The sequence below is a fragment of the Streptomyces sp. NPDC054765 genome (assembly GCF_053612065.1).
The window spans coordinates 297,261-310,050 of the sequence record NZ_JBSHBP010000002.1; the positions used below are offsets into that span (position 1 = coordinate 297,261).

The 12,790-nt window shown below is 73.3% G+C and carries 7 protein-coding genes and 2 tRNA genes; 5 read left to right on the forward strand and 4 right to left on the reverse strand.

The window, feature by feature from the left end; all coding sequences use genetic code 11:
- Window positions 1-621: HAMP domain-containing protein (locus ACWGJY_RS02960; RefSeq protein ID WP_453259022.1), on the reverse strand; the 621-nt coding region annotated here is incomplete at its 3' end.
- A 160-nt stretch (window positions 622-781) separates the two neighbouring features.
- Between ACWGJY_RS02960 and ACWGJY_RS02965 the strand changes: the two genes are divergently transcribed.
- Entirely contained in the window at window positions 782-2,608 is a 1,827-nt protein-coding gene (locus ACWGJY_RS02965; RefSeq protein ID WP_453259023.1) for a SpoIIE family protein phosphatase, read from the forward strand.
- Window positions 2,609-2,653: 45 nt separating this feature from the next.
- Here the strand turns inward: ACWGJY_RS02965 and ACWGJY_RS02970 are convergent, their stop codons facing one another.
- Window positions 2,654-2,896, reverse strand: a complete 243-nt coding sequence (locus ACWGJY_RS02970) for a hypothetical protein (protein WP_453259024.1) — start codon at window positions 2,894-2,896, stop codon at window positions 2,654-2,656.
- Between the two features lie 556 nt (window positions 2,897-3,452).
- On the opposite strand from ACWGJY_RS02970, the gene ACWGJY_RS02975 reads away from it, so the two are divergent.
- Complete coding sequence (locus ACWGJY_RS02975; protein ID WP_453259025.1) at window positions 3,453-5,102, forward strand: long-chain fatty acid--CoA ligase; 1,650 nt, start codon at window positions 3,453-3,455, stop codon at window positions 5,100-5,102.
- Between the two features lie 312 nt (window positions 5,103-5,414).
- On the opposite strand, the gene ACWGJY_RS02980 is transcribed toward ACWGJY_RS02975, so the two are convergent.
- Both ACWGJY_RS02980 and ACWGJY_RS02985 read right to left on the reverse strand, forming a co-directional pair.
- Window positions 5,415-9,899, reverse strand: a complete 4,485-nt coding sequence (locus tag ACWGJY_RS02980; protein WP_453259026.1) for a PAS domain-containing protein — start codon at window positions 9,897-9,899, stop codon at window positions 5,415-5,417.
- A 192-nt stretch (window positions 9,900-10,091) separates the two neighbouring features.
- Window positions 10,092-10,895: an SSI family serine proteinase inhibitor gene (locus ACWGJY_RS02985; RefSeq protein ID WP_453259027.1), complete on the reverse strand. Its 804-nt coding sequence runs from the start codon at window positions 10,893-10,895 to the stop codon at window positions 10,092-10,094.
- 242 nt (window positions 10,896-11,137) lie between these two features.
- On the opposite strand from ACWGJY_RS02985, the gene ACWGJY_RS02990 reads away from it, so the two are divergent.
- The 3 genes from ACWGJY_RS02990 (at window position 11,138) to ACWGJY_RS03000 (ending at window position 12,533) form a co-directional block, all read left to right on the forward strand.
- Window positions 11,138-11,228 (forward strand) — tRNA-Ser (locus ACWGJY_RS02990).
- Between the two features lie 415 nt (window positions 11,229-11,643).
- Window positions 11,644-12,327 (forward strand): HD domain-containing protein, encoded by a 684-nt coding sequence (locus ACWGJY_RS02995; protein ID WP_453259028.1) that lies wholly within the window; start codon window positions 11,644-11,646, stop codon window positions 12,325-12,327.
- 133 nt (window positions 12,328-12,460) lie between these two features.
- Window positions 12,461-12,533 (forward strand) — tRNA-Arg (locus ACWGJY_RS03000).
- Window positions 12,534-12,790 lie beyond the last annotated feature (257 nt).

Consider the following 12,790-nt stretch of genomic DNA (forward strand, 5'->3'; position numbering starts at 1 on the left):
ACGCCCGCCGAGCCGGCCTTCGGTGCCGACCTCGCGGGCGACGCGGGTGACCTCGCCGGTGAACAGCGACAGCTGGTCGACCATGCGGTTCACGCCATTGCCCAGCCGGCGTAGATCGCCGCGGAGCTGGCGGTTGCCGTCGTGCAGATCGACCCGCTGGGTCAGGTCGCCGTCGGCCACCGCGTCCAGCACCCGGGTGGCCTTGGCGAGCGGGACCACCAGCGCTTCGAGGACGGTGTTGGCCGCCTCGATGTTCGTCGTCCAGGTCCCCTGGCCGGGGCTCGCGGAGATCCGCTCGTCCAGCCGGCCCTGCCGGATGATCTCGCCGCGGACGCGCTGCAGCTCGGAGGCCAGATGGGCGTTGCGGGCGACGACCTGGTTGAAGACGCCGGTCATGTCGGCCAGCACGCCGTCCGTGGAGGCGCCGGCCTGCGGGACCTCCACGCGTGCGGTGAAGTCCCCGTCGCGCAGCGCATTCATTGCCGCGAGCAGCGGCCGTAGCTCGCTGGTCCGCACCCACTGCCCGTCGTGCCGGGGGTCGGGGGACTGCGGGGGTTCAGCGGGCTCGGGAGGCTCTGGGGGCGGAGAAGCAGACTTGGGCCGAGCTGGGTCGAGCGCCATGGCACACCATCCCCCCAGTGATCGATGTGGAGAAAGCCAGTCGGGTAGGGTGATCCATTTGGGCAGATATGACATAGTATAAAGCGCTTGTAATGAGTTTTTCCCGGCATATTCAGGGGGCGCAGTGGTACCGCTGTCCTCCCCGTACACGACGGAATCCGTGTCGCGCAAAGGTCTGCCCGCGAACCAGCTCGCGGCGGCCGGCGCACGGAAATTCGTGCGCGCGCTGCTCACCGAACGGGCGGGTGCACCGCCCGCCACGGCAGGCCCCGGTGCGGCGGCGATCAGCTCGGAGCTCATCCAGGACGCCGTTCTGCTCACCAGCGAGCTGGTGACCAATGCCGTGATGTACGCCGGTACCGATATCGATGTGACCTGCCGGCTGGAGCACGACCGGCCGGCCGCCGAGGGCGACGGGGAGCGCCGCCCGGCCAAGGTGGGCGTGGTCATGGAGGTCTCCGACCGGCATCCCGCCCGGGGCGTACGCGGCGGGGTGGACGCCCGCACCGGGGAGCCGGGATACGGCCTCCAGCTGGTGAGCGCGCTGGCGGAGTCCTGGGGGGTGACCTACCACAAGGCGGTGAAGACCGTCTGGTTCCGTCTGGAGGCCATCGAGGGCGAGCCCGGACGCGTCAGTCCCCTGCCCAAGCCGGAGCCGCGCGGCACCGAGCCTCCCGTGCGCCCGGCCCCGCCCGTGCCGCAGCGTGGCCGCCCGCACCGCTTCGCCGCCGAATGGGCGGACCGCGGCGGCCCGTCCTTCCTCGCCGAGACCAGCGAACTGCTGGCCGGGCAGCTCGACCAGGACATGGTCACCGCGCTCGCCGCCCAGCTGCTGGTGCCCCGGCTCGCCGACTGGTGCGCGATCTGGCTGAGCACCGAGGGCGGCGGGGTGCAGCTGTCCCGGGTCTGGCATGTCGACGAACGGCGGATCGCTCCGCTGCGGGCCGACCTCGAACGGGACCCGCCGTCGGACATCATCCGCACCGCCGGCACCCCCTGGCCCTGGCCGGAAGGCGCCGGTGCGGCCCCCTCGGGCGGATCCGCGCTCGCCTTCCCCCTGGTGGCCCGGGACACCGACCAGGGCATGCTGCTGCTCGGCCGGGCGGGGCATCTCCAGATGACCGACACCGTGGTGCGGATGGTCGAGGACGTGGCACGCCGGGTCGCGCAGGCCGTGTTCACCGCCCGCCAGTACACCCGGCAGACCACGATCAGCCTGGCGCTCCAGCGCCGCCAGCTGCCCGCGACGCTCGCCAGCATCGTCGGTGTCGACACGGCGATCGTCTATGAGCCGCACGGCGAGGGCCAGACCGTCGGCGGCGACTTCTACGACGTCTTCCCAATGGGCGACCGCCGCTGGTGCTTCCTGCTCGGCGACGTACAGGGCAAGGACCCGGAGGCGATGTCCGTCACCGGCCTGGCCCGCCATCTGGTGCGGCTGCTCGCCCGCGAGGGTCATGGCGTCGAGTCGGTGCTCGGCAGACTGAATCTGGCCATGGCCGAGGAGAGCGCGGAGGCGGTGGAGCTGGGCGGCGAGCAGGCCACCTCTCGCTTCCTGAGCCTGTTGTACGGCGAGCTGGAGGTCGATCCGGGCGTACCGGGAGCCCGCTGCACGGTCGCCACCGCCGGCCATCCGCCTCCGCTGCACATGTTCGTCGACGGCACCGTGGAGGCGGCCTCCGAGCCCCAGATGCTGCTCGGCATCGACGAGGGCACCGAATTCCATGCCAGCTGCTTCCCCCTCGCACCGGGCGAGACCCTGCTGTGCGTGACCGACGGGGTCACCGAACGCCGCTGCGGCAACTGGCAGTTGGACGACAACGACGGTCTGAGCGAGGTACTGCGGGACGGGATGGGACTGGGGGCCAAGGCCCTCGCCGAGCACGTACGGCGCGCCGCGCACGACTTCGGCACCGGCCCGGTGGAGGACGATCTGTCGGTGCTGGTCCTCCAGGCGGTGACCCCGGCGGCCGAACGGCGCCCGTGAGGACCCGGCCGCCGGGGACGGCGAAGGGCGGCCGGCGCCGCGGCCTCAGGACCTGCCGTCGGCGTGGGTGAACACCGGCTTCCCGCCGCCGGAAATCACCCCACCGCCCATCCCCCCGACGGGGTCGAACTGCCCGCCGAACAGCGGGCGGCCGAGCGACGGGCCGACGCCAACATGCCGCTGGACCGGTGCCGCCTGCGGCGCCGCCAGGGCGGCGCCGCACGCCGCGACCACGCCGGCACCGCCCAGTGCGGCAATGACGAGGCAACGACCGAGGTGGGTGCGCATAGGACGCTCCTTCAGTAGGGGAAACCGAGTTCAGTAGAGGAAACCGAGCAGCCGGATAACCGAGTGACGGGGGGACCGGTGACGGGGTGATCGGGTGACCGGGTGCCGTCCTGCGCCCTGCCGCCGTCCACGAAGAGCCGGGCGAACCGCGCTACGTCGGCCGCCGTGGCGCAGATCCCGCCGGGGCGGAGCGCCTGTGGCCGGCCGCAGAGGAGGCCGCGCAGCGCCACCCCCAACTGCAGGAGCAGTACGCCGCACTACGGCAAAAGGACCCGCGCGAGACCCGCGACGACAAGTTCGCCTGACGACAAGTTCGCCTACGGGCTCCAGCGGTTCCTCGACGGCCTGGCAGGGCGAATCGACCGCAAGGAAACGTAGGCGCGCGACGCCGCACGGGGGGCTTGCCGTCCGCTGCCGTGCGCCTGGTGCGGCCTCGCCGAGGGTCGCATTCCGGCACGAGCGGGTAAGAACACGCCTCGGAGGGCGTGACATACCAACCGGTATGCGTCGACAATCTCAGCACCACTACCCGCCCGTAACAAAGCGGAGGCACCCGGTGCTCAGCACGATGCAGGACGTACCGCTCACCGTCTCGCGAATCCTGGCCCACGGGTCGACGGTTCACGGCGAGTCGCAGGTCATCACCTGGACCGAGGGAGATCCGCACCGGCGCACCTTTGCCGAGGTCGGCCGCCGGGCCGCACAACTGGCCCATGCGCTGCGCGAGGAGCTGTCCGTCGCCGACGAGGAACGGGTCGGCACGCTCATGTGGAACAACGCGGAGCACCTGGAGGCCTATCTCGCGATCCCCTCCATGGGGGCGGTGCTGCACACGCTCAACCTGCGGCTGCCCGCCGAGCAGCTGGTGTGGATCATCAACCACGCCGAGGACCGGGTCGTGCTCGTCAACGGCACCCTGCTGCCGCTGCTCGCCCCGCTGCTGCCGCAGCTGCCGAAGGTCGAGCACGTGGTCGTCGTCGGTCCCGGCGACCGCTCCCCGCTGGCGGGCGGCCCGGCCCGGGTGCACGACTACGAAGAGCTGCTCGCCGGGCGGCCGGAGCACTACGGCTGGCCGGAGACCGACGAGCGGGAGGCCGCGGCGCTCTGTTACACCTCGGGGACCACCGGCGACCCCAAGGGCGTGCTCTACAGCCACCGTTCGCTCTATCTGCACTCGATGCAGGTCAACACCGCCGAGGCGTTCGCGCTCACCTCGCGCGACATCACGCTGCCGGTCGTGCCGATGTTCCACGTCAACGCCTGGGGCCTGCCGCACGCCGCCTTCATGGCCGGTGCCTCGCTGCTGATGCCGGACCGCTTTCTGCAGCCCGCGCCGCTCGCCGAGATGATCGAGACCGTACGTCCCACCATCGGCGCCGCCGTGCCCACCATCTGGCAGGGCCTGCTCGCCGAGTTGGATGCCGAGCAGCGTGATGTCGCCTGTCTGCGGACCGTCGTCATCGGCGGATCCGCCTGCCCGCCCGCCCTGATGCGCGGCTTCGAGGAGCGGCACGGCATCCGTGTCGTCCACGCCTGGGGCATGACCGAGACCTCCCCGCTGGGCAGCGTCGCCCACCCGCCGGCCGGCGTCAGCGGCGACGACGAGTGGGCCTACCGCGCCACCCAGGGCCGCTTCCCCGCGTCCGTCGAGGCGCGGCTGATCGGCCCCAGCGGCGAACAGCTGCCCTGCGACGGGATGGCCGCGGGCGAGCTGGAGATCCGCGGCCCGTGGATCGCCGGCGCCTACTACGGCGGCGCACAGAGCGAACCGCTGCGCCCCGACGACAAGTTCAGCCCCGACGGCTGGCTGCGCACCGGAGATGTCGGCACCATCACCCCGAACGGGTATCTGACGCTGACCGACCGCGCCAAGGACGTCATCAAGTCCGGCGGCGAATGGATCTCCTCGGTCGAGCTGGAGAACCATCTGATGGCCCATCCGCATGTCGCGGAGGCCGCGGTGGTCGCCGTACCGGACGACAAGTGGGGCGAGCGGCCGCTGGCGACGGTGGTGCTCACCCAGGGCGCGACCATCGGGTACGAGGAGCTGAAGGCGTTCCTCGGGGAGCGGATCGCGCGCTGGCAGCTGCCGGAGCGGTGGGCGGTGATCCCGGCGGTGCCCAAGACGAGCGTGGGGAAGTTCGACAAGAAGGTGCTGCGCCGGCAGTACGCGGAGGGCGAGCTGGACGTGACGCTGCTGGCCTGAGCCGGTGGCCGGTGGCCGGTGGCCGGCAGTCGGCAGCCGACCGCCGGGCGTCCGCGGCTCGGGCGCCCGCGGCCGGCCGGACCGGTGCGGGCGTGCTGGACGGCCGGGGCTCGGCGGACCGGTTGGGGTGAGCCAGTGCGCACCGCCGCCGGTCCGCGCCGTCGCCGGTTCGCACCGTCGCCGGTTCGCACCGTCGCCGGTTCGCACCGTCGCCGGTCCGCGCCGTCACCGGTCCGGAGCGTTACCGGTCAGGCCGTGCCGCTGTGTCGATCAGGCCGTGCCGACGCGTCGATCAGGCCATGCCGCCGACGGTCAGTTCGTGCCGATCTTGGCGAGCAGGTCGACGATCCGGGACTGCACCTCGGCGCTCGTGGAGCGCTCCGCGAGGAAGAGCACCGTCTCGCCGGCGGCCAGCCGCGGCAACTGCGCGGGGTCCATGTCGGCGGAGGTGTAGACGACCAGCGGCGTGTGGTCGAGCAGACCGTTGGCACGCAGCCAGTCGACGATCCCGGCCCGCCGGCGGCGCACCTGCATCAGATCCATCACGACCAGATTCGGCCGCATCTGCGTCGCGAGGGTGACCGCGTCGGTGTCCCCGCCGGCCCGTGCGACCTGCATCCCGCGCCGCTCCAGCGACATGGTCAAGGCGCCCGCGATGTCGTCGTTCTGCTCGATCAGCAGCACCCGCGGCGGGTGGACATCACTGTCGCGCGGGGCCAGCGCCTTGAGGAGGACGGCCGGGTCGGCGCCGTACGCGGCCTCCCGGGTGGCCTGCCCCAGACCGGCGGTCACCAGCACCGGGACCTCGGCCGCACCCGCCGCCTGGCGCAGCGACTGCAGCGCGGTGCGAGTGATCGGCCCGGTCAGCGGGTCGACGAAGAGGGCCGCCGGGTACGCGGCGATCTGGGCGTCCACTTCCTCGCGGGAGTTGACGATCACCGGGCGGTAGCCGCGGTCGCTGAGTGCCTGCTGGGTGGCGACATCCGGCGCCGGCCAGACCAGCAGCCGGCGCGGATTGTCCAGCGGCTCCGGCGGCAACTCGTCGTCCATCGGCATGGGCTGACGGTTCATCACCTCTACGGCGCCGTTCGGGCCGTCCAGCGGCTCGGGGCCCTCGCTGCCCTCGTCGGGCGCGGAGATGGCAAAGGCCCGGCCCTCACCGGCGTCCATCAGATGCGGCTGGGACTGCGGTGCGGGCTGGGCGGTGGCCTGGTTGCGGGCCGGTGGCCTGGGCTGCTGCTGAGGCTGCTGCGCATGGGGGTGCGGACGCGCCTCGGGCGGCAGGGAATCGGCCGTCGCCCGCCCGTCCTCCTGCGGCGGCGCGGCGAGCTTACGGCGGCGCCCCGAACCGGCGGACGTGCCCCCGGCGGACGTGCCACCGGGGGGCGTGCCACCGGGAGGAGTACTGCCGGGCGGCACCGGCGGGCGCTGCTGGTCGGCGATCTGCTGGGCGAACGGCACACCCTGCCCGAGCGTGCGCACGCTGAACGCCCGCCCGTGGGAGTGCCCCGCGGCGTGTGCGTCGTCCTCGGTGGCGGGCGGCAGCGGCTGACGGTGCGGGGTGGCGGGGCCGCCGTGCGGAGGCACGGGCGGCCCGCCCGTGGCCTCCTCGGCGGGGCTGGGACGGCCACGCCGACGGCCCGTGGGGGCGGGAGCGTTGGGCGCCTGGGAATTCTGGGGGTTCTGGGGGTTCTGGGGAGTTTGGCGGCCCTGGGGGGACGCGGGTGCCTGTGGTGCCTGTGGCGCCTGGGGCATGTTGGGTGCTTGAGACGCACCGGTCTCCGGCACCGGCGCGATCCCGGCCGCCGTGCCGGTGGCCGTACCTGTCTCCTCGGCCGGTTCGGTGGGCTGCGCCACGAGCCCCTCCGGGCCCGCCACGAACGTGCCGGACGACTCGGCATCGGCCATCGCGGCCGCCGCGCGCTCCTCCGCCGCGGCCCGTCTGGCCCGGCGCCTGCCGGTCGGCTCGCCGTCCCACTCGCCTTGCGCACCACCGGAGTTGGCGGCCGCTTCCGGCTCGTGTCCCGGCCGGCCGCCGGGCATCGACCCCTCCGGGCCGCCGGCCACCGGCCGACGCGCCCGGCGGCGTCCCGTGCCGGCGCCGTCCTGCGGACCGGCCGCCTGCGCGGGCACCTGGTCGGCGGTCGCGGACATCGACGACTGGGGGGTGCGGTCCGCCGCGGCGGGCGGCAGCGCAAAGGGGGTACGTACCCCGGCCTGCTGCTGTGCCCCGGAGGCGCCGGATGCCCGGCCCCGCTCACCCGGTGCGGTCCGCTCGGGCGCCTCGGCCAGCGCCCGGCGCGCCCGCCGGCCGCTCGGCTGTACGGGGCCGAGCCCCTGAGGCGCGACCGGAGTCTGTGCCCGACCGGGAGGGTGCGGCTGCCCCGGAGCCGGAGCCTGCCCGGGGATCTGCCCGGGAAGCTGCGGACGGGCAGGAACCGGAGCCGAACCGGGCGCGCCCCCGGATGCGGGCGCGGAGACCGGCGTTGCCCCCTGTGTCTGCGCAGTGGCCTCAGACGCCGCCCCGGGCCCCTGCGTACCGGCCGCGAGGCCGCGCCCCTGCGTACCGGCCGCCGGGCCGGGCCCCTGCTGCTGCCCCGACCTCTGACTCGTTCCGGAGGGGAGCGCGGGCAGCCCGCCACCCTCCGGGGTGCCCTGCCGGGCCCGGCGCCGTCCGGTCGGCGGTACGGACTCGGCCCCCGCCATGCCCGGCGGCAGCCCCGTACCGTCCGCGGCCGGCCGCCCGCCCTGCGTACCCCGCGCGGCGTCACCGTACTGCGGATGAGCCCCCCGGCCGCCGTCGCCGGCCCCGGGACCCGTCTCACCCTGCGGGCCGTCGCCCACGGCACCGTGCGGGGCGCCGTGCGGAACACCGGTCTCCGGTCCTTTGCCCGTCCCCGTGTCCGGCCCGCCCGGATGCGCGCCCTGCTCCGCACCGGAATGCCGCGCACGCCGACGACCGGTCGGCTGCGCCCCGCCCGCCTGGGCCGGCACCGCCACACCGCGCTCCGCACCACCGCCACCCAGCGGCTCACCGGACCCACCGGAACCGCCCGACCCACCGGAACCGCCCGACCCGCCGTCACCACCGGGGCCGCCGTCGCCGTCGTCGCCGCCCTCGGGGCCCGCACCGTCCGGCCCCTGGTCACCGTCGCCCGCGTCCGCCGCGTTGCCCCGTGTGCCCCGCGCATGGGCGGCCGGTACCGGCATCACCGTCGTCTCATTACCGGTCGGCTCCGCCCGGTCCGCGCCGCCCGACGCGCCGTCCACCGTCGTGCCGTCCGCCGCCACCGGCAGCTCCAGCACATACGCGCTGCCGCCCGCGCCGGGCCCGCCGCCGGGCACCTCATGCGTCTGCATCAGCCCGCCGTGCTGCCGCACGATCCCGCGGACGATCGGCTCGTGGACCGGATCGCCGCCACCGAACGGGCCGCGCACCTCGATCCGTACGACATCACCGCGCTTGGCCGCCGCCACCACGATCGTCGAATCGCCCGGAATCGGCCCGGACCGCCGGCTCGCGGCAGCATCGCCGGCCGGCATCCGGCCCGTCGAGTCCACCCCCGCGACATCCGCGATCAGATGGGACAGCGCCTGGGCGATCCGCTCCGCGTCGACCGTCGCCTCTATCGGCGGCGCATGCACCGCGAACTGCGCCCGGCCCGGCCCGATCAGCTCGACCGCGCCCTCCACGCCCGCCGCGACCACACCGTCCAGCGAAACCTTCGTGCGGTTGAGCTTCTCCTTGCCGGAGTCCAGCCGCTGATAGCTCAGGACGTTGTCCACCAGCGTCGTCATCCGGGCATGGCCGGCCGCGAGGTGGTGCAGGATCTGGTTCGCCTCGGGCCACAGCTGGCCGGCCGGGTCGGAGGCGAGCGTGCCCAGCTCGCCCTTCAGCTCCTCCAGGGGCCCGCGCAGCGCCTGGTCGAGCACCGCCAGCAGCTGGGTGTGCCGGGCCGCCAGCGCGTCGAACGCACGGCGGTCGGTGAAGGTCATCACCGCGCCGACGAGCTGATCGCCGTCCCGCACCGGCGCCGTCGTCAGATCGACGGACACCGCCCGTCCGTCCTTCGCCCACAGCGCCTGCCCGCGCACCCGGTGCTTGCGCCCGGACTTGAGCGTGTCGGCCAGCGGGGTGTCCTCCCACGGCAGGGCCGAGCCGTCCGCCCGCGAGTGGTGGATCAGCGGGTGCAGCTCCTTGCCGCCCAGCTCGCTCGCCCGGAACCCCAGGATCTGCGCCGCGGACGGGTTGACGAGCACGACCTTGCCCTCGGCGTCGACACCGACCACGCCCTCGGCCGCGGCCCGCAGGATCATCTCGGTCTGCCGCTGCTGGCGGGCCAGCTCCGTCTCGGTGTCGAGGGTCCCGGTCAGATCGCGGACGACGAGCATCAGCAGCTCATTGCCCGTGTAGCCGTTGCGGTGATCGGCGTACGCGGCCTCGAAGGCGGACTCGTACGGGGTGCGCCCGTCCTCCAGGTTGGCGCTGGTCACCTCGACCAGCAGCTCGGTCCCGTCCGTCCGCCGCGCGACCATACGCGTCGGCTTCGTCCGGCCGCCCTCGGTGTCCTCGTCCCGGCGCCGCATGGAGCCCGGGATGCGCTTGGAGTCGAAGGAGGGCAGCAGATCGAGCAGCCCGCGCCCCACCAGGGCGGTGCCCGGCGCCTCGAAGGTCTCCAGCGCGATGGAGTTGGCGTTGACGACCGTGCCGTTGCAGTTGACGAGCAACAGCGCGTCGGGGAGGGCGTCGAGTATGGCTGCGAGGCGAGCAGCGCCTCGGGATGGCCTGCTGCTCACGACGACGCTTCCTCCCTGTTACCGCACCTTGCCGACCCACCTGGGCGGATCGCTGGAATGGAGTCTACGGGCACTTGCCCCGGGCGCGGAGGCGGATGACGAGGAGGTAATGCCACGGCCTTGTGCGACTCACCGCACGCCCGACATGTGCCCCTCGTCCTGACCTGGCGCGCTACTACGGCACGAACCGGGTCATGAACTGGTCGATGGGAGCAGGGGTTCGAAGCGGCCCCAGCGGCTGATCTCACACCCATTGGTGCGCCGGAAGTCGGCGTTGACGGGACGTCCCGCCCAGGTTCCGGTGACATGCGCGGTCGCCGGGCCGCCGTACATCATCGTGCAGTTCGCACTCTGCGGTACGGGAGCGAACGGGTCTTTGCCCCACTTCGTCATCCCGTCCAGCTTGTCGCAGGCGCCCTTGACGTGGAGATGGTTGCCGCCGCCGGGGTGGCAGTACAGCTCGAAGGTGCCATTGGTGGCCGCCGAGCCGGAGTCATGGACGGTGACGGTGAGGTGATCCTTGGGGGCACGGTGGGGGCCCGCTGCGCCATATCCGGCCGGTGTGCCGTGTCCGGCCGGTGCGCCGTGACCGGTGGGGGCGTGGAGGCCGGTGGGGGTGACGTGACCGGCGGACGGGCCGTGACCGGCGGGGGTGACGTGACCGGTGGGGGCCTGGGGGCCGATGGGCGCGCCGTGATCGGTGAAGGTGTGGGGGTCGGTGGGGGTGTCATGGCCGGTGAGGGCGTGGTGATCGTCGGGCGTGCGGTGGCCCGCGCCGGTGATGCCGTTCCCGTACAGGCGGTACGGCAGCGGGATCGGGGCGGCCGACGCGGCGGGCGCCGCCAGGGCCAGCGCCGCGGTGACGGAGACGGCGGACACGGCGGACACGGCGGCGGCGGTGGCCGAGGCGGCCGTGACGGCGGAGAGGCGGGTCACGGCCGTGGTCGCGGCGCTGGCGGCCGCGGCGAAGAGGGCTGACGTCCGGCGGTGCGGCATCACAGGCTCCAGAGAGGCGAGTGCGGGGCGGTACGCGGTACGTACACGCCGGGGGCGCACGACAACGCGAGTCGTCCTGGCCCCGCCTCTTCTAACGCGCCGCGGCCCCCGACGTTGCGCTGCAGGAACGTCTTTGCCGGGTGGCCCGCGCGCCTAGTACCGTAGGGGGCGATTGGTGACAGCCCTGGGGGCTGTGCCATCATTTGGACACACCACAGCGTGCATGCGCGCGTGGGGTGTGTGGAGGCGTCGCCTAGTCCGGTCTATGGCGCCGCACTGCTAATGCGGTTTGGGGCTTACCCCCCATCGAGGGTTCAAATCCCTCCGCCTCCGCTCTTCTTCGTTCAGGCCCCGGTCATCCCCGACCGGGGCCTGAACGCTTTCCCACGGCCCCGGACCGGCCTTCTCCGTATTCGTACGGCCCCGGGCGATCTCCGCCGCACGGCCGGAGCCTCCAGATCTTGTGCTTACCTGCCCCGCTGCCCCGCTGCCCCGCTGCCCCGCTGCCCCGCTGCCCCGCTGCCCCGCTGCCCCGCTGCCCCGCTGCCCCGCTGCCTCCGGCTCCACGCGCACGGAGCGATCTGCGCCGCGCCCCACCACCCGCCGACCGGGGCAGCCACCGCCCGCCGGCCGGCGCCAGGGCCGGGGGTGGGGTGGGGGCCGGGTCTGGGTCTGGGGTGTCCACATGGGTGGGCAAACCGTCTCCGCGCACTGGGCGCCACCCGCCGGTGCACGCGACGCTGGACCCATGACACCTCACGTGACACCTCACGACCGCTCGTCCTCGCCGGACAGCGGCCCCGCCATCGGCGGCATCCCCCTCCCCGACAGCAAACTGGCCCGGGAAGCCACCGAGCTGATCCGCGATGTCACCGACGACCTGATCTACCACCACTCCCGCCGCGTCTACCTCTTCGGCGCCCACCACGGCCGCCGGCACGGCCTGGACTTCGACCCGGAGCTGCTCTACGTAGGGGCCCTCTTCCACGACCTCGGCCTCACCGAGAAGTTCCGCGCTTCCCAGCAGCGCTTCGAACTCGACGGCGCCGACGAGGCCCGCGCCTTCCTGACGGCCCGCGGCATCCCCGCGGACCGCGTCCGCCTCGTCTGGGAGGGCATCGCCCTGCACACCACCCCGGAAATCCCCCACCACATGGCCCCCGAAGTGGCGCTCGTCACCGCCGGCGTCGAACTCGACGTCCTCGGCATCGGCTACGACACCCTCCCCCCGGAAACCCGCGAGGCCGTCGTCGCCGCCCACCCACGCCCCGACTTCAAGCGCCGCATCCTCCACGCCTTCCACGCCGGCCTGGCGCATCGCCCCCAGACCACGTTCGGCAATGTGAAGGCCGACGTCCTCGACCGCTTCGAAGAGGGCTACACCCGCCCGAACTTCGTCCGGATCATCGAGGACTCCCCCTGGCCCCAGTAGCCTCCCGAACTCCACCAGAAGTGCGTTTCTGCAGGTCAGAGGTGCTACGAGCAATGGATTTCGCCTCACGGCGCAGGTCATGTAATGTTGTTCCCGCAACGCCGACCGGCAAGAAAAACCGCCGGAAAGCCAAGCGCTCGTAGCTTAACGGATAGAGCATCTGACTACGGATCAGAAGGTTGCAGGTTCGAATCCTGCCGAGCGCACAGCAGATCAAAGACCCCCTGGACATCGTCCAGGGGGTCTTTGGCGTCAATGGGTCACATCAAACACGTGGCCGAAGACAGCTGAGGTCCGGCGGGCCGCGGATGTAGCGATGCACCGGCCGTGGGCAGGGTGGTGGCCGATGCGGATGCCATGCGCCGGGACGTGCTCGGCGTCGGTGCGCCAGGGCCCCGGTGCGCCATGGTTCCGGTGTCCCCCGGGCCTGGAGTCGTACGACCGGGAGGGGTCGCTGTCTTCC